Raw genomic sequence first — 17989 nt, 5'->3', positions numbered from 1 at the left:
AACGAAGCAGGACCCTTAGTCTTAGACTAGGGGCTCTAGTTTTAAGTGCGCCTCGAGGCACCACAGCTGGGCGCTATTTGTATAATTTTAGCAGCACTCTCTGGGAATATAGAAACGGTAAATTTGCCAAATCTTTACCTTTCCTTTATTTGGGCATCATGGTAAACTAAAGAAATATTTAAGGATATAAAATTTTCTATCAAGAGTGAAACTACTGGGGGAATTGTATTAGAGGAGTGTTTACTATGGGAATACAGGAGATGTTACGGCTGTCATTGCGAACAGAAATCGAAAGAAATCTAAGCCAGAATGGTTATACACTCAGTAAACTCAGTGAATTAACCGGTATTAATTCAGGTACTTTAAGCATGATGCTAAATGGCAATCCTCCCCGGCCCATGACTATATGCCAGTTGGATGCATTGGCGAATGCATTTGGCCACAAACCAGGATGGTTGTATGAATTGTATCCCGAAGAGTGTCTAAATGAAGGGAAATTTTCGCGTCCACGGGTAATCCCGTATCTGATTCGCTGTGCAGAAATCGGTCGGCAGGATTGTATTGCGATGACTGCTTCAAAGCTATTGGACAATCCCAAAAATGTTTCGATACTCTTTTCAGTAGCCGAGCAGCTCTTTGAAAACGGGAAACGAAAGGAGTCGATACCTTTTTATCAGTTTGTAGTTGATAGCGAAAAGGATAGCTACTCCAACCATTTTGTCATGGCTCAGTACCGGTTATTTCGGGCCGCTCTGGGAAAAAATTCCGAAGAAAACTGGAAGGCTGTCATACGTTTTGAACCCTACCGGAAAAGGCTCCCGGAAAATTACCAACTAGATGCGCTGCTTCATTTAGCGAACACATGCTTCGCGTTACACCAGTGGAGAGATGTAGAGAAATATGCCGACGAGTTACGCGAAATGGCCCTGATCATTTATGAGGACGAACTGCGTAAAAAGCAAAACAAAAAGACCTATGAGCCGGTAAACACAGAACGGCACCTCGTTGTATACTATGGACAAGGCTACCTATTAAAATCAGCAGCTTTGGAAAAACAGGGACTGTATGAACAGGCCAAGCAGTATGTTCAGGGGTACGCTGACCTTAGTTGGCTTGAGCTTTTAGATGAAACTGGCTATAGTGAAGTACGGAAGTTTCAGTTATGGGCAAAAGCGAATACGTACACCTTGGAAATCCTGATGGGGAATGTTGGGGTAATGGACGAATATCTCTACTTCCTTACCAAGAATCCCCCCGAAATATTACCAGCCTTGATAACGATTATTGAATCGGCAAACAAGCATGGATTTATGGTCGATCACATTATGGATCGCTTCTCCGAGGAGATAAAACATTTTACTCATTACCGGGATCCGCTCAATATAGATCGTAATTTCCGTTTCAGATACGGATTAGCTATTTACCGATTTCATAATGGTCAATATCTTACTGGAATTACCGAAACGCTTCAGGCTATGATTTTATCCATAGTCAAGAACAGCGAAAAGGATTTCTTGCGCTGTGTCACAACTTTTGAAGCCTATAGAAAGTATGCGACAGACGAGCAGAAGCAGGAGTATCACCAAATATTAGAGGAGGTACGAAATGATGAAAAGAGGATTGTTGCTCTCTCTGGCTCTGATCTTGGGACTGTTTAGTAATGTCATGGTGGGAGATGATCAGGTAGCCAAAATAAAGCCAAAGCCTGGGATCATCCAATACGAGCATGGTGTGGGCGGCTAATAAACGAAAGGGCATTCCCTTGTACGGGGATGCTTTTTTTATGCGATATTTCCCAAACGCCTCTACAGAATATCATATAGTTATAAATACCCAATTCTAGTTGATAACTGTAGATGCGAAAAAAATAAAAAAGGCTCTTCCGCAGCTTTTGAATTTTCAGGCGTGGCCCTGCCCAATTAAGCCAAGAGCGAATTGAAAGCCACGCCATGCCAAATATATTCAATTCCCCATCATGCCCTATACAGGCGGCTTCCAAACATCACCCCAACAAACACGCCACATCCCCAACCTGTACAACCCCTGTTTCAACCACAGCCGCATAAACCCCAAAACAAGCCTGCCGACTCGCCGCAAGCGTCTTCAACAGGGAAGAATCGATCGAGTAATCCCCGGGATCAATATTAACCATAGAACAACGTTTGCACTTTTTGTACACTTCCACAACAACTTCTCCCATCTGAATCCGCCGCCCGATCCAGTCCTCCTCGGCAAACGGGACTGCCTCAGCTTGCTCCAGCACGATATTGGGCCTGAACCGAAGGTAATCCACCGACTTTCCCCACATCTGCTCCAATGCCCGCACGGAAGCGTCCGTCACGATCAGCAGCTGCGCCTGATCGACGCCCATCAACTCGTCCTGCGGCGTAAAGGTAACTGGAGTCAAAGGCCTCCCGCTGAGCTGCTCCATTTCCGTATGCAATTCCTCATCCGTCCACGCATATACCCGCCCGTCCGGCGCAGTCACCCGAACCCCCGGAAAAGACGTCTCGTCTCCTTCACTGATGCACACAGCCTGATACTCAAGCAGTTTGGGGACATGCTTCGCCGTCAGGTGTCTGACAGAGCTTTTTTCGTCCAGAAAAGCGCGGCTGCGGTCGCCGTACAGGCCGAACCGGGACACGGCGGCTTCCTGCAGGCTTTCTCCGCGAAACGACTTGACCGGATAACGATGGATGGCACTGATTTTCCCAAGCGAATGTTCCATGTTGGAATCTCCTTTTCGGTTTCTCGGCATTATCTGTATTCTATCATCAGATCAAAATATACCTCTGACAAGTAACAAGTTACGGGACAGTCTCTCTCGCTTCTTCTCCGCTTACCGAAAGCAAGCAATGCCCTGTATAACAATATTTCCAGTGTTTATTTCCCGATCCAAATGTTAGGATAATTGTAACGGATTGAAACAGTGACATGATTTCTTCCAGGAGAAATGCCACAGATTCTTTTTTCAACCAGCACGCTAATTTTATACATTTATGAAACAACCTGTAGCTTTTCTGCCCTGTAATACGTCATAACAGTAGCACGTTATCTAATCAGACATGTCGTCGGTGGAGGTAGGAAAAATGAATCGAAAGAAGTCCAAGCAATGGCTCTTGGCCTTTTTGACGTGCCTGCTGGTATTGGCCGGAGTGCCGGGCGGATGGACGCCTGCCGTGCAGGCGGAAGTGCCGGTGCAGCTCGGCGTGACAGCCGGGATTGGCGGCGATTACAAAGAAACCGGAATGGTTCCGATCCAGGTGACGGTCAGCAATAGCGGCGCGGATATGGAAGGAAATCTGGTGGTCTCTGTCAGCGACAGAGGAGGGGATTCCTTTTCTGTGGCGTATTACCAGCCCGTTTCCGTCGCCAAGGGTGCGACGAAACAGGTGACTTTGTCCGTACCCGGAAACCAGATCGGCCCCAATACATACGTAGCCTTTATGCAAGGCGACAATATTGTGGCCAAAACCTCTATCGGAGGAAGACGCTACAGCGGAGACGCGCTGTTTGTGGGCGTGCTGGCCGCCAATCCGGATACGGCCAATTTCCTCGGGGCCATGCCGAAAGCTTCGTTTAACAACCAGGTTCGGGTCCTTCCGCTGAAAGCGGAGCAAATGCCCGTGGCAAGCACGGATTTGCAAATGATTGACGTTTTGCTTCTCAACAACTTCGCCCTCGACAGCCTGAACAGCCAGCAGGTGCAAGCGATCCGCGAATGGACGACTGCGGGAGGCATGCTGATGCTGGCAGGCGGGGCTCATTACGGAAAAACCGCAGGCGAGCTGAAGGAGCTCTCGCCTGTTGAAGTGACCGGCGTTACAAGCCTTTCATCCCTGCAAGCATTGACGGTGGAGAAGACCAATTCCCCTGCCCTGGAGCATCCATTTACCGTGAGCACGGGCACGCTCAAAAGCGGAACGGCCCTGTACACCGAGGCGGGCGTGCCGCTTCTTGCCACCCGTACGGTCGGGAACGGGAAGGTCATGTACATCGCCTATGACCTTGCCGAGGAGCCTGTAGCCAGCTGGAGCGGGAACAGCCGGTTGTGGGCCGATGCGCTGAAAAAGGGATTCGGCTCCAACCTGAACCGCGCTTACCGCGACCCGATGGATTCCGTGTGGCCGCTGGACAACGCGGCTGACCGGATTCCCGCGCTGAAAATGCCCGATATGAAATTGCTCGCCCTCTTTTTCGGCGTGTATGCGCTCGTGGCGGGGCCTATCCTGTTCTTCCTGCTCCGCCGCAAGCGGAAGCAAAGCCTGATGTGGGGGGCTGTACCCGTCCTCGCCGTAGTGACGGGTATCGGGATCTTCACGTTTGGGGCGCTGCAGCGGGGGACGACACCGCTGCTTCATCAGGTTGGTTTTGTCGAGATGCTCGGGGATGGAAAGGCGAGCGCAAAGGCGGTGGCAGCCATGTTCGTCCCGCGCAGCAGCGATTATGAAATTGTCGTGAAAGGAAACGGCAGAACGTGGCCGATCCTGCCGTATAGGTCAGGTCAGGAGGAGCCGAAGGCGTGGGTGTCGACCCAGCCGGACCAGGCCCAGGTGCAGTTTAAAGACGTAGAATTCTGGTCGATGCGCAAGATCGGGACGGATCAGTACCTCTCCGATGTCGGAACATTCGAGTCTGATCTGGTCTTTACGGACGGCGCCCTGAAAGGGACCGTCACCAATAAATCGCCCTATTCGCTCAGAAATGTCGTGGTCGCGGCGGATACCCAAACACAGAGCTTCCCGGAGCTGGCTCCAGGCCAATCGATTCAGGTCGATCTGAAATTCGACCCGTCGACGCAGACCGTGTCGGGACGGAACCGGAGCAGCAACCGCCTTTTCCTGCCATCGCCATACCAGGGCAATTACGGTCCGGAGCCGGGCAGGGAAGAGATGATGGTGGATATTCTGGAGGATAGACCGAGATTTCAAAGGAACGCGCCCGTCAGACTGGTCGGCTGGATGGACACTCCGGTCGTGGAAATGGACATGAAAGGCAGCGCGTTCAAGCCGTACAGCATCTCCCTGGTGACGGCGCCTCTTTCCATCAAGCCTTCGCTTGACGGCTACGTCTACTACCCAACTAGCGAGTTTGACGCCGTGAAAACAGGGAGCTCCACAGAGGTGGACGATGTCGGCGACGGCTATATGATGCGCGCCGGAGACATCACGCTTGAATTTGAAACGAAAGCGCACAACAAGAATCTGCAGGTCGAAAAAATCAACCTGTACACCTGGTCGGACGACAACACCCAGTTCGACAAGCAGGTCTACAACTGGAAAACGCAAACGTTCGATTCTTTTGACAAGGCGTTTGAGAAGAACACGATGACCCGGGACAAGACGGCTGTCTACCTCTCTCCGGAGGGAACGCTGCGAATCAAGTTCTCGCACAGCTTTGAAGATCACCGCCATCTCGGCACGCCGGTGATCAGCGTGGAAGGAAAGGTGATCCGTCCGTGATCAAAATCGATAAACTGCGCAAACGATACGGAAAAATGGAAGCGCTGAAAGGACTGTCGCTGGAAATCGACAAGGGAACGGTTTTCGGCTTTGTGGGGCCGAACGGAGCGGGCAAATCGACGTCCATGTCCATTCTCGCCACGTTATTGGAGCCGACCAGCGGCAAAGCGTACGTAGGCGGCTATGAAGTGACCAGCCACCCGCGCGAGGTCCGCAAGCTGATCGGGTACATGCCTGACTTTTTCGGCGTGTACGACAATTTGACCGCGGAGGAATATCTCGACTTTTACGGCGCCAATTACGACATACCTGTCCAGGAGCGGCGGCAGATCATCCCGCAGCTGCTGGAGCTGGTCAACCTGAGCCACAAGCGGGATGCCTACGTCGACTCTCTGTCGCGGGGGATGAAGCAGCGACTCGGTTTGGCCCGCTGCCTGGTGCACAATCCCGAGGTGCTGATTCTCGACGAGCCGGCCTCCGGTCTCGACCCGCGCGCGCGGATCGAGCTGCGCGAGATTTTGAAGGAACTGCGCGATATGGGCAAAACGATCATCATCAGCTCGCACATCCTGCCGGAGCTTGCGGAAATGTGCGATGTGATCGGCGTGATCGAAGAAGGAAACCTGATCGCTTTTGGCAAAGTGGAAGAAATCTACGCCAAAATGCAGGAAAAGCGCGTCCTCCGCATCCGTCTGGTGGATCAGTTCGAAGAAGCGATGACCCACTTGAAGCAGCAGCCGCATGTCTCGCATGTAACGAGAGAAGGAAACTGGGCGGTTGTCGGGTTTGCCGGCGATGACCAGCAGCAGGTCGAGCTGCTGCGCAGCCTCGCTCTGGCGGGACTTCCGGTAGCCGCGTTTAACGAGGCGGAAGGAAATCTGGAAGAAATCTTTTTGGAAATCACCAAGGGGGTGGGCTCATGAACGTCTTGCGGCGATTTCGCAATCCCGTGCTGATGAACGAACTGAAATTGCGCATGCGGACCAAGCGCTCCCCGTGGATCATTACGCTGTATTTGCTGGTGCTTGGCACCGTGGCGCTGACCTTCGTCTTTTTGATGACCGGGGCGGGCAGCTACTACAACCCCAACCAGACCCGGGAGCTGTTCATGATGCTTTCGCTCATGCAGCTGGCGATGATTTGCTTCGTCGTCCCGGGACTGACGGCGGGCGTCATCTCTGGAGAGCGGGAGCGGCAGACGCTCAGCATCCTCTTGACGACCAACGTGAGCGCGACCAAGCTCGTGCTCGGCAAGTGGCTCGCTTCGCTCAGCTTTATGAGCTTTCTCGTGTTTGCCACGATTCCGTTGTACGCCATCATCTTTTTGTACGGAGGCGTCTCTCCGGTCCAACTGCTGCAGGTGTTCGCCTTTTACGTGGTGACCATGCTCGGCCTTGGAAGCGTAGGGGTGCTGTTGTCCACGCTGATCAAGCGGACCGGTATTGCGACTGTCCTCAGCTACGCGCTCGTGTTTGGATACGGAGTCGGGACCAGCGTGCTGGCGGAAGTGATCCGGGAGATTATCCGTTTCCAGCGCAATGCGAACAACATTACCGGGACGCCGTTTCCGGTCTGGCCCGATTTTTTTCACAGCCTGAATCCGCTGTTTGCCATGCTGAGCATTTTTGAAGAAGGGCCATTTCGCGGTCTTCGCCGGATGGTCAGCAATAAGTACGCCGCGCTGGCGCTTGAGCCGTATGTGATCTACTGCCTGTTCTTTGCCGTTGTCACGATCATTTGTCTGGCGCTGTCCATCTATCTGATCAAGCCGGTGAAACCGCGCTGGCGCAGGAAAGCCGCCGCCAAGGAGTGATGAGCGTGTTTGGTCCTGAAAACAAGGATAATCTGCTGACGCTGCTCGCGCCGATCAAAAAGCGCGTTCTATACCGGGAGTGTGCCCGCTGGCTCGTGGCGGGCGCCTTGTGGGGGCTGGGAGGAAGCTTTGCGCTTCTCCTCCTGGCTCGTCTTTTTCCCATTCCTTTCTACAGGTGGCTGGTGTTTGCCGCGGTCCTGGCTGGGGCTGCGGCAGGAGCGGTTCGCCTCTGGAGGGCGCGGCCGACTGAGCGGGATTGCGCAAAGCTGGCGGACAGCCACGGATTGGAGGAGCGGGTCGCGACGGCCTTGGAGTATCGGGAAAACCGCTCGCCGTTTGCCGCGGCGCAGCGGGAGGATGCTGTCAATCGGCTTCGGCAGTCTTTGCCGCATATCCTGGAGAGCGTTGAGGTCTGGCCCGTCATCCGCAAGCAGGTGTACGCGGCCGCAGGGGCGTTGGCCGTCTGTTTGCTGCTTCTGATCTGGCCCAATGCCCAGGACGAGCGCCTGGCTCAAATGGCGGAGCAAAAGCAGGCCCAGGCAGCAGCAGCAGAGACACTGAAAAAGCTCCAGGAGGAAGCGAAAGCCCAGGAAGGCTTGAGCGAAACACAAAAGAAGCAGCTCGAAGAAATGATTGAACAGGCGAAAAAAGCGGTAGCGGAGGCCAAAAATCCGGCGGAGCGGCTGAATGCGCTGAAGGCGGCTGAGAAGCAGCTGGACAAGTGGAAGCAGTCCCAGGAGCGGAAAATGGCCGGGCTGCAAAAGCTTCAGGAGACCATTGGCGGACAGCCAGGGATGCAAAAGGTCGGAGCCGCGATGAACAGCGGGGACCGCCAAGCGATGGTCGATGCCCTGAAGGAGTCGGCGAAAGCCGTCGAAGCGTTGAAGGGCGAAGAGCGGAAGGCGCTCGCCGAAGCGTTGGGCAAGGCGGCCGAGAAACTGGCAAAAGACGGGCAGGCAACAGGTGATCAGGACGCGGCCAAGGCGGCCGAACAGCTTCAGGAAGCGTCGAAACAGCTAGCCCAAGGAAACGTGCAGCAAGCGTTTGCTCCGCTTGAGACCGGGCTTATGCAGGCTATGCAGCAGATGGGAGAGGCGCGCGCGGCGGCGCTTCTGGCAGCCCAGTCGATGGCTGCGATGCAACAGTCCCAGATGATGCTGGCTGGGGCTGGAGCCACGGCTAATGGCTCGGCCCAGGCTGGTGCAGGTGCGGCAGGGGGAGCGGCGGGCAGTCCAGGCGGAGCCGTGCCGGCCTCTGCATCGGCGGGAAATGCTCAGGCCGGCACGGGAGCAGGCTCGCAAACAGCAACGGGCGGAACGGCAGCCGGAGGAGCTGGAACCGACGGCCAGGGAAATGCAAATGGGCAAGGCTCGCCAAACGGAAATGGCTCCGGTAACGGCAACGGTTCCGGCAACGGCAACGGTTCCGGCAATGGCAATGGTTCCGGAAACGGAAACGGCTCCGGAAATGGCAATGGCTCGGGAAACGGCGGCTCAGGAAACGGCAGCGGTTCCGGCAAAGGGGCTGGAGCGGGTCTCGGCCAGGGCAGCCATGAACTGGTGACCGTCCCGTCCGCCCGCATCGGAGGCGAGGGGCCGGTTGACACGGTTGGCGGACCGCTCGGAGCGGGAGCCTCCCAGTCCCGGCAGACCGGAGCGACGCAGGTATCGTCCGGGGGAGCGCTCCCGTACGAGGAAGTGTACGGACAGTACGCGGAGTTTGCCCGGGAGAGTCTGGAGAAAAGCTCCATTCCAAGCGATTATCAGGACGTGGTGAAAGAGTATTTCAGCAATATTGAACCGTAGGGGGAAGTGAGCATATGGCAGAGCAACAAGCATGGGAAGAATGCCTCCAGCGAGTGGAGAGGGTTCGCGAGGAAATCGGAAAGGTTCTGGTTGGTCAGCGCGAAGTGGTCGACCAGCTGCTGTGGGCCGTATTTGCGGGGGGACACGCACTTTTGGAGGGCGTGCCGGGGCTGGGGAAGACCCTGCTCGTCAAGACGCTGTCGCAAGCGTTTGAGCTGTCCTTTCAACGGATTCAGTTTACGCCCGACCTGATGCCGACCGATATTACCGGTACGAACATTTTGAGCGTCGACGAAACGGGACAGCAGTCGTTCCAGTTCCAAAGGGGCCCGATCTTTGCCCACGTCGTCCTGGCGGATGAAATCAATCGGGCTACGCCCAAGACGCAAAGCGCCCTATTGGAGGCGATGCAGGAGCGGACCGTTTCGGCGGGGGGCGTGACTCGCGCGCTGCCCGATCCGTTCTTCGTTCTGGCTACGCAAAACCCGCTGGAGCAGGAAGGGACGTATCCGCTCCCGGAAGCCCAGATGGACCGCTTCCTTTTAAAAATAGAAGTGCCGTTTCCCACGGCGGACGAGTTGAAGGAGATCGTGCTCAGGACGACGGCGGGCCAGGGAGCTTCTGTCGAGAAGGTGGCATCGGCGCGGGAGATTGCCGATATTCAACAAGCGGCCCGGGACATTCTCGTCGCAGACGCGGTACTCAGCTATGCGGTGAAGCTTTTGCTGGCGACCCATCCGGGTGAGCAGGCGATCCACTCCGTCAACCGTTACGTCCGTTCCGGTGCGGGTCCTCGCGGCGTACAGGCGATGGTCGCCCTGGCGAAGGTGAGAGCCCTGCTTTCCGGCAGATTCAATCTTTCCTTTGAGGATATCGACGCGGTCGCATTGCCTGCTTTGCGCCATCGTCTCTGCCTCAACTTTGAAGGGGAGGCAAACGGCATAAAGTCGGACGGCATCATCCGGGAGATTTTGGCCGGATTGGAGAAGGAACGGGCATGAACAAGCATCTTCTGGACCCGGCCTGGCTCAGTCGGTTGGAGCGGATGCAGGTGCTCAGCAGACGGATGGCAAGCGGCACCCAGGTCGGGAAACGCCGCTCCAGACAGACCGGGAGCTCGCTTGAATTTGCCGATTACCGGGCCTACGCGCCCGGAGACGACCTGCGCCAGCTCGACTGGAATGCATATGCAAGGTCCGGCAAGCTGTTCGTCAAAAAGTTTCTGGACGAGCAAGAGTTGCACGTCACGCTTTACATTGACTGCAGCAAATCGATGGGCTACGGGGAGCCGCCCAAGCTTGAGCGTGCCGTGCAAATAGCCGCGGCGCTCGGGTACATCTCCCTGTGCCATCTCGATTACGTTTCGGTATACGCCTTTGACCGGGAGATCGTCGCCTCCTTGCGAAATGTGCAGGGGAAAAACAAGGCGGCACAGCTTTTTCAATTTCTCGCCTCGCTTTCTGTCGGCGGACCCGGCGATCTGGAACAGGCGCTTCGCTCCCCCGGTGCTGTCCACGGAAAGCCGGGCGTCTCCCTCGTCCTGTCCGACTTTTTGTTTGAATCCGGCTACGAGGACGCAGTCGCCTATCTGCAGGCGACCCGGCAGGATGTCACGCTGGTGCAGCTATTGTCCCGGGAAGAGCGCGAACCGGCGTACCAGGGGGAGCTGCGCCTGATCGACAGCGAGACGGGGACGGGCAAGGAAATTTCCGTTACCCACGGCTTGATGGACGAGTATCGGAAAACGGTCCGGGATTACCAGGCTGCGCTCGCCCAATTTGCTTACCGCCGGGGCATTTCCTCCGTCGATGTCAAAACGGAGACGTCCCTGGAGGATATTGTCTTTCAAGTATTCCGGCAAGCGGGAATGATTCGCTAGGGAGGAGGAGTGTTGATGCAGTGGTTGGCTTTAGGCAATCTCGGTTTTTTGTTGATCGTGCCGGCGATCGCGGCTCTCTATCTCCTGAAGCGAAAGGTGGAGGATGTGGAGGTGCCCAGCACGCTGCTCTGGCAGCGGACGCTGCAGAGCTGGGAGGCTGTCCGGCCCTGGGAGAAGCTGCAGCGGAACCTGCTCTTGCTGCTTCAACTGTTGGCGGCCCTCTTGCTGGTGCTTGCCTTGATTCGCCCGGCAGTGCCGGTGACGGGAGCGATTGCCGAGCACACCATTCTGGTTGTAGATACATCGGGAAGCATGCTGGCCAAGGAAGGCGGGCAAACCCGCTTTCAAAAAGCCGTGGCGGAAGCGCAAAACGCCGTGGAAAATCTGGGCAGCGGGCAGGCCGTGACCTTGATCGAGGCAGGCCGCGAGCCAAAGGTATGGCTGTCCAAAAGTACGGAGAAAGAGAATATTTTGCAGGCGCTTCATTCACTCGTCCCAAGACCCGGAGAGGCTGACCAGCGGGCTGCCCTTTCCTTGGCGGGGGCCATCGCTTCGACGGAGGAAGGGAGCGGCGTGATGTGGTTTGGCGACGGTGGGGGAGAGGAGCTGCAGGAGCCGGGGCAGAGTGCTTCTGTGGAGGTTTCCATCCCGGGGCCGTTTCGGTTTTATTCTGCCGGCCGCTCCAAGGAAAACGTGGCTGTCGGCGCGTTCGTGACGCAGACCGGAAGCGAAGGCACGGAAGGCTTGCTGCGCATCGACAATCACGGCTCGCAGCCGAAAAAAGGCAATATCTCGATCTTCGGGCTCGAACAAAATCTGCTCGATGTCGGCAAGTTCTCCGTCGAGGCGGGAGCCACCCAGACGGTTGCCTTTGAACGATTGCCCGCCATGCCTGCATACCGGGCGGTAATCGAAGTCGAGGCGGACGGTCTGGCCGAAGACAACGAGGCCTGGAGCGTCCCCTATGGCTCGGGCAAAGGGCGGGCCGTATTGGTGAGTCCAGGGGGGAACCGCTTTCTCCATCAGGCCTTGCAAACCGTAGGAAATGTAGAGATTGAGACCGAGACGGCACTGCCAAGCGGGAAAAGCGGCGCATCCGATCTGTGGATTTTTGACGGGGTGGTCCCGGACAAGCTGCCGGAGGGCAATATTTTGCTCATCGCTCCCGATAAAAAAACGGATTGGCTTCCGTATCAGGGAGTGGCGGATGTGACCGGCAATCTCGAATCCGTGCAAGCCGATGACCCGCTGATGAAGCACGTGGACTGGCGGGAGGTGCACGTATCAAAAAGCTCTGTCTGGGGAGCGGTTCCCGGCTTGCGGACACTCGTTCGGGCGGGAGAGACCGAATTGATTGCAGCCGGTACGCTGGAGGGCAAAAAAGTCGTCGTCATCGGCTTCGACCTGCACGACTCCGACTTGCCGCTGCGGCCCGCTTTCCCGATTTTCATGCAAAATGCCGTCTCCTGGCTCTCTTCGGTGCAAAGCGTTCCGATTGGTCCCGCATTGCCAGGCGAAGCGCTTGCCGTCTCCTTGACGCCAGGTGCGACCAAGCGGGTGCTGACGCTGCCTGACGGCACATCGCAGCCGCTCGATGTCCAGGGAACGACTTGGCTGTTCCAGGTTCCCGAGCAGGTCGGGCTGTACCGGCTGACAGAGGAAACAGGAGGCGGGACGGCGCCTGTAGAACGCTACTTCGCCGTCCACATGAGCGAGGCGGAGTCCGATATCGCGCCTCGGATGCTGCGCGTCTCCGCAGGGAAAGCTGCCGGCAGCGAGAACGCGGAGGACAGCAAAGAGAGCGGCGCTCGGGGACAGAGCCTGACCGGGAGCGAACAGGCGACCGGGGCAAGAGAGCTTACGTATTGGATAGCTGCGCTGGCGCTTTTGATTGTGTTTGTGGAATGGAGGGTGTATCGCCGTGGGTATTGACGTACAGCAACCGTGGTTTCTGCTGCTCCTTCTCCCGGCGATATACGCGGTGGTTCACTGGTGGCGCGGGCAGCAGCAGATGCCCAGCAGCCGCAAAAGCGTTATCGCCGCGATCCGGACAGCTGTCTTTTGTCTTCTCATCCTGGCCTTGGCCGGTATCCAGCTGCTCTACCCGGTACGGGCCGAGACCGTTGTTTTCGTATGGGACAGCTCGGCTTCGATCAAGGACGATCAGCAGCTGAAGCGTTTCCTCAAAGAAGCGGTGGAAAGCAAACGGGCGGAGGATCAATACGCCACCGTGGCGACGGGTGCGAATGCTGCGGTGGACCAGCCGCTGACGACGAGCAGCCAGGTCCAGCCTGTCTCCGTGGAAGTAAACCGTCACGCTACCAATCTGGCGGAGGGAATCCGGCTCGCTCAAGCGATGATTCCTACCAGCGCCCGCGGCAAGATTGTGGTCATCACTGACGGGATGGACACGCACGGGGACACGGCGCGTGAAGTCAAGCTGGCCAAAGAGCGGGGGATTGCCGTAGAAAGCGTCCTTTTCGAGCAGCCGCAGGGCGATGAGGTCGTGCTGTCCTCCGTCCAGGTCCCGGATCGGCTGTACGCGGGAGAGGAATACGCGATTAAGGTTGATGTGGAAAGCACCGTCGGGACCAAAGCGGTCCTGCGTCTCTACGAGGGAAACCGCGAGGCGGGGACACAGGTCGTCCGGGTGGAAAAAGGGAAAAACCGCTTTCTCTTTTCCCAAAAGGCGATGAATGAGGGCTTTCACCGCTACCGGGTGGAAATCGAGCCGGAGCGCGATACGGTGCAGGCCAACAATCAGGCATTTGCCTATACGCAGGTGACGGGAACGCCGTCGGTTTTAGTCTTGGAAGGACATCCTGGTGCCGCCGGCAACCTCGTCCAGGCTCTTCAGGCAGGCAATATCAAGGTCGAGACGAAAGATTTGGCACTTCTGCCGAAAGAGCTGGAGGGCTACAAGCAGTACGCTTCCATCGTCTTGGCCGACCTGGCTGCGACTCAGGTCAGCGACGCCGATATGGAACGAATCAGAACGGCTGTCCGTGATCTGGGAGTCGGCTTGATCATGACGGGCGGCTCCGACGGATTCGGCATGGGGGGCTGGTTCCAGACGCCGATCGAAGAAGCGCTTCCCGTGCACATGGATTTGCGCGGCAAGGAAGAACAGCCTACGCTGGGACTGATGCTGGTCATCGACAAATCGGGCAGCATGTCCTCGGACGCGTATGGCGTCGATAAAATGGAGCTGGCGAAAGAAGCCGCCATTCGGGCAACGACCATGCTCAACCGGCAGGACGAGATCGGCGTGATCGCGTTTGACGGCAGCCCGTGGGAAGTGGTGGCCCCTCAAAACGTCTCCGATCTGGAGGCGATCCAGGGGCAGATCGGGAGCATATACGCGGATGGAGGCACCGATATTTTCCCGGCGCTGCAGATGGCCTACGACCGGATCAAAACGATGAAGACGAAGCGCAAGCACGTCATCCTCCTCACAGACGGACAATCCGGCCGCGAAGACAATTACCAGGGCATGCTCGAGCAGATGATCGGGGAAAACATCACGGTTTCAACCGTTGCGGTCGGGGATGATTCCGACACGGGGCTCTTGCAGGACATCGCCGATTGGGGAAAAGGGCGCTACTACTTTGCGAGTGACGCGACCTCGATTCCGAAGATTTTCAGCAAGGAAACGGCGCTCGCCAGCCGGACGTTTATCGTCGAGAAGCCGCAATACCCCGAGCGAACGGGGGCAGGCGACTGGGGGACTCTCCGGCAGCCGCTCCCGCTGCTTCGCGCTTATGTGGCGACGACGCTCAAGCAGACGGCAGAACCGGTCTTGATGAGCCAGGACGCCGACCCGATTCTCAGCCGCTGGCAGTACGGATTGGGCAGAGCCGTCGCCTGGACGAGCGACCTGGAAGGAAAATGGGGGCCGGATTGGGTCTCATGGCCGGGCAACAGCCGTCTCTGGACGGAAATCGTCGGCTGGACGCTGCCCCAGATCGAAACCGGACGTTGGCAGGTAGAGACGCAGCTTGACGGATCCAGAGGAAGAGTGACGGTTTCCTTGCCAAAAGGCGAAAGGATGCCGCAGGAGCTGGAGGCAGTCGTCGTCAACAGAGAGATGAAGCGGGAAGTGGTCCGGTTGAAGCCAGTGGCTCCAGGGACGCTGGAGGGAAGCTTCAACGCCGCTGAGCCGGGCAGCTACCTCGTTCAAGTGACCGAAAAAGCGGATGGAAAGGTGACGGCCGGGCAGACAGCGGGGCTAAGCGTATCGTATTCTCCCGAGTTCGGCCTGCAGCAGGACGGCGAAAAACGCATGCAGGAGTGGCTGTTGGCAGGCGGAGGCACGAGAATTTCCGATCCGGCAGAAGTGTTTTCCGGGAAGCTCCCGGCCAAATGGGAAACCCAGCCGATCGGCGACTGGCTGCTGATACTGGCCGCCCTTCTGTGGCCGCTCGATGTCGCGGCCAGGCGCTTGCAGCTGCCTGAGCACTGGTGGGCAAGGATGACCGGATGGCTTCGGAAGCGCAAAAAAGCGGAAGCGGAGGAGGCGACGGAAAGCGCCGCCGTGTTCGCTCGCCTCGGGGAAAAACGGGGACAGCGTTTTCGAAGCAGCGAGGGCAGCCAAGACAGTCAGAACAGCCCAAACAGCCAAGCCAACCGGGGCAATCAGGCTGGGGGAGAACCGGATATTGGCACCGCCGCACCCAATGCCTCCGCAGGCTTGGAGGCTCGGGACCAGGGAACATCCGCCGGTTCGCTGTTTGACAGACTGGACAGGGCCAAGACCGGGACCGGAAAGAAAGCGACTGGCACGCCTGGAAGTGGGACCGGGCAGTCTGCTGATTCCTCGCGAGCAGCCACGGCAGCCCAGACAGAGAAATCTGGGCAAGAAAGCAAGGAAACGGAGCAAACGGGCGAAACGTTCAACAGGCTGCTTGCCGCCAAAAAGAGAAAGCAAAAGTAGTGCCGTTTGATTGAAGGGAGCATTCCGCTCTGTGCTTTTTCAGGAGTTTTCCCGGAGAAAAGGGGGAGAAAACATTGGACCGACAAAAATGGTTTGACTGGCTGTGCGAGGAAGCGGCCGTTCCGTTTGAAGGCTGGGACTTTTCCTACGTGGGAAAAACGGGACGCTTGCAGGAAGCGCCGCTCTCCTGGAACTATACCAGCCTCGTCATGCGCAAACTGCCGGGGATCGGCAGCCTGCTCGATATGGGCACAGGGGGAGGCGAGTTTCTCTCCATGCTGAGGCCGCTTCCCTCTCAAACATACGCTACGGAGGGGTACAAGCCCAATGTGGCGATTGCCAGAGGCAGGCTGGAGCCTCTGGGCATTACCGTGGTCGAAGCGGATGGGGAGGACGCCCTGCCATTTGCCGACGGATTCTTTGATCTGATCATCAATCGGCACGAAGCTTTTGGTGCCGCGGAGGTATTCCGCATAGCCAAAAAGGGGGCATCCTTTGTGACACAGCAGGTCGGGGGAGAAAACGATCTGGTGCTCAACCGGCTCCTCGGGGCTCCCATTCCAGAGGATTACTTGCACTGGAATGCCGATTTTGCCGTCGAGCAAATCAAAGCGGCGGGCTTTGTCATCGAGGACCGCCGCGAGGAAATGGTCCCAACCCGGTTTTATGACGTAGGGGCGATCGTCTACTACCTGCGAGCGGTTCCCTGGCAGATCCCCGACTTTTCGCCGGAGAAATACGCGGACGGCTTATGGGAGATGCACTGCCGGATTGAAAAAGAGGGGTATGTCGACATACCCAGTCACCGCTTTTTGGTCGCAGCTGTCCGCGAGTAATCGCGTAAATAATGAAAGCATGTGCAAAGACAAATGCAGGCACCGACTCAATGCGAGCGGTGCCTGCTTCACACGAATACTCCCATACTTCAAATCGGCTAGCTCGCAACTCGCCAGTTACAGCTCAAAAGGTGTGCGAATCATGTCAAAAGCGATAGTAGAGCTGAATTCCGACCTTAACCTTTTCAAGGAACAAGCAGTAATCTATCTATGCTTCTACGCTGTTCAAAGCGTATGTGGGCTTGGGCGGCCTCTTCTAGTGGATACTTTTTATCAATAGGAACAACTAATTTACCTTCCTTTAACCAAATTTTTAATAACTGGATGAACTCGGGCCAATCTTTTCTATATGGAAGTCCGTTCGTCCGAGTAATGAACAAAGAACCTTTCTCCTGTAGGGTCATCAGATCAATTGGAGGGATAAAACCGCTGGCTTGTCCATAGATAACCAAAAAACCACCAAGTCCAAGACTATCGAGATTGGCCTCGAATGTATCTTTTCCGACTCCGTCGTAAACGACATGGACACCACGACCTGCAGTAATCCTCCTTGCTTCTTTTGCAATGTCTGATTTTGACGAAATGATAATTTCGTCTGCTCCGTAATGTCGGGCTACTTTCCCCTTCTCTTCCGTTGAGGTTACCCCGATAACACGTCCACCTCGTAGCTTTACCATCTGAATCAACAGAAGCCCCAGGCCGCCGGCAGCCGCTTGAATAAGACACCAATCTCCCTGTTTTACGGAATAGGCTTTGTGAGTAAAAGCATACGCGAGGAATCCTTGCGTGAGCCCCGCAGCCGCTTGATCAAAGTTGAGCTCGTTTGGAATTGGCATTAAACGGTCCGCGCTAGTTACCGTATGCGTCGCATATGTGCCGGTCCCTCCGAAACACATTACCCGGTCTCCAATTTTAAGATGGGGAGGACAATCTGGACCAACTTCTTCAATTTCACCTACGCCTTGACTTCCAATTGTAAACGGAAGATGTGTTACAAGTCCGCCTTGGTCTTTATAAAAATCATGATTAACCAGTTCGCCTCGTCGATGTTGGACATCAAGAAAGTTGACAGAAGCAGCATGAATACGGACAAGCACTTCCCCTAATCCGGGAGCCAAAGGAGCGATGTCTTCTAACCGCATGACATCGGGTCCCCCATAGGAGTAAATCCGAACCGCTTTCATATTGCACTCACTCTCCTCTTCGATGATAATATTGTTTCCTGGAAACAATATTATCATCGAAGAGGGCATTGATCAAT

General features: G+C 56.2%; 13 protein-coding genes. 11 read left to right on the top strand and 2 right to left on the bottom strand.

Going from position 1 to position 17989, the window contains the following annotated elements; translation table 11 throughout:
- Positions 1–245 precede the first annotated feature (245 nt).
- Together Q3F21_RS21970 and Q3F21_RS21965 are read left to right on the top strand one after the other, a co-directional pair.
- A complete protein-coding gene (locus Q3F21_RS21970; protein WP_340257862.1) occupies positions 246–1658 on the top strand; it encodes a helix-turn-helix domain-containing protein in 1413 nt (470 codons plus the stop codon).
- Positions 1609–1743, top strand: a complete 135-nt coding sequence (locus Q3F21_RS21965; protein ID WP_340257860.1) for a hypothetical protein — start codon at positions 1609–1611, stop codon at positions 1741–1743. The genes Q3F21_RS21970 and Q3F21_RS21965 overlap by 50 nt, the downstream gene beginning before the upstream one ends.
- Positions 1744–2002: 259 nt before the next feature.
- Here the strand turns inward: Q3F21_RS21965 and Q3F21_RS21960 are convergent, their stop codons facing one another.
- Positions 2003–2728: an MOSC domain-containing protein gene (locus Q3F21_RS21960; RefSeq protein WP_340257858.1), complete on the bottom strand. Its 726-nt coding sequence runs from the start codon at positions 2726–2728 to the stop codon at positions 2003–2005.
- Positions 2729–3089: 361 nt separating this feature from the next.
- Between Q3F21_RS21960 and Q3F21_RS21955 the strand changes: the two genes are divergently transcribed.
- The 9 genes from Q3F21_RS21955 (at position 3090) to Q3F21_RS21915 (ending at position 16728) form a co-directional block, all read left to right on the top strand.
- On the top strand, positions 3090–5462 hold the full coding sequence (locus Q3F21_RS21955; protein ID WP_340257856.1) for a DUF7408 domain-containing protein: 2373 nt from the start codon (positions 3090–3092) through the stop codon (positions 5460–5462).
- The gene (locus Q3F21_RS21950) at positions 5459–6385 is read left to right on the top strand and encodes an ABC transporter ATP-binding protein (protein WP_340257854.1); all 927 of its coding nucleotides are present in this window, start codon (positions 5459–5461) and stop codon (positions 6383–6385) included. The genes Q3F21_RS21955 and Q3F21_RS21950 overlap by 4 nt, the downstream gene beginning before the upstream one ends.
- Entirely contained in the window at positions 6382–7275 is an 894-nt protein-coding gene (locus Q3F21_RS21945) for an ABC transporter permease (protein ID WP_340257852.1), read from the top strand. The genes Q3F21_RS21950 and Q3F21_RS21945 overlap by 4 nt, the downstream gene beginning before the upstream one ends.
- Entirely contained in the window at positions 7275–9080 is a 1806-nt protein-coding gene (locus Q3F21_RS21940) for a hypothetical protein (protein WP_340257850.1), read from the top strand. The genes Q3F21_RS21945 and Q3F21_RS21940 overlap by 1 nt, the downstream gene beginning before the upstream one ends.
- Positions 9081–9094: 14 nt before the next feature.
- Positions 9095–10081 (top strand): AAA family ATPase, encoded by a 987-nt coding sequence (locus Q3F21_RS21935; RefSeq protein ID WP_340257848.1) that lies wholly within the window; start codon positions 9095–9097, stop codon positions 10079–10081.
- Positions 10078–10959, top strand: coding sequence for a DUF58 domain-containing protein (locus Q3F21_RS21930; RefSeq protein ID WP_340257846.1), 882 nt, complete (start codon positions 10078–10080; stop codon positions 10957–10959). The genes Q3F21_RS21935 and Q3F21_RS21930 overlap by 4 nt, the downstream gene beginning before the upstream one ends.
- A 15-nt stretch (positions 10960–10974) precedes the next feature.
- Complete coding sequence (locus tag Q3F21_RS21925) at positions 10975–12891, top strand: VWA domain-containing protein (protein WP_340257864.1); 1917 nt, start codon at positions 10975–10977, stop codon at positions 12889–12891.
- Complete coding sequence (locus Q3F21_RS21920) at positions 12881–15892, top strand: VWA domain-containing protein (protein ID WP_340257844.1); 3012 nt, start codon at positions 12881–12883, stop codon at positions 15890–15892. Before Q3F21_RS21925 ends, Q3F21_RS21920 begins: the two co-directional genes overlap by 11 nt.
- Before the next feature lie 74 nt (positions 15893–15966).
- Complete coding sequence (locus Q3F21_RS21915; RefSeq protein WP_340257842.1) at positions 15967–16728, top strand: class I SAM-dependent methyltransferase; 762 nt, start codon at positions 15967–15969, stop codon at positions 16726–16728.
- A 185-nt stretch (positions 16729–16913) separates the two neighbouring features.
- On the opposite strand, the gene Q3F21_RS21910 is transcribed toward Q3F21_RS21915, so the two are convergent.
- A complete protein-coding gene (locus Q3F21_RS21910; protein WP_340257840.1) occupies positions 16914–17912 on the bottom strand; it encodes a quinone oxidoreductase family protein in 999 nt (332 codons plus the stop codon).
- Between the last annotated feature and the right edge of the window lie 77 nt (positions 17913–17989).

This window comes from Brevibacillus borstelensis, assembly GCF_037834415.1.
GTDB lineage: Bacteria > Bacillota > Bacilli > Brevibacillales > Brevibacillaceae > Brevibacillus > Brevibacillus borstelensis_A.
Note: the sequence above shows the minus strand (reverse complement) of the source record. Positions and strands in the feature narration are given on the sequence as shown.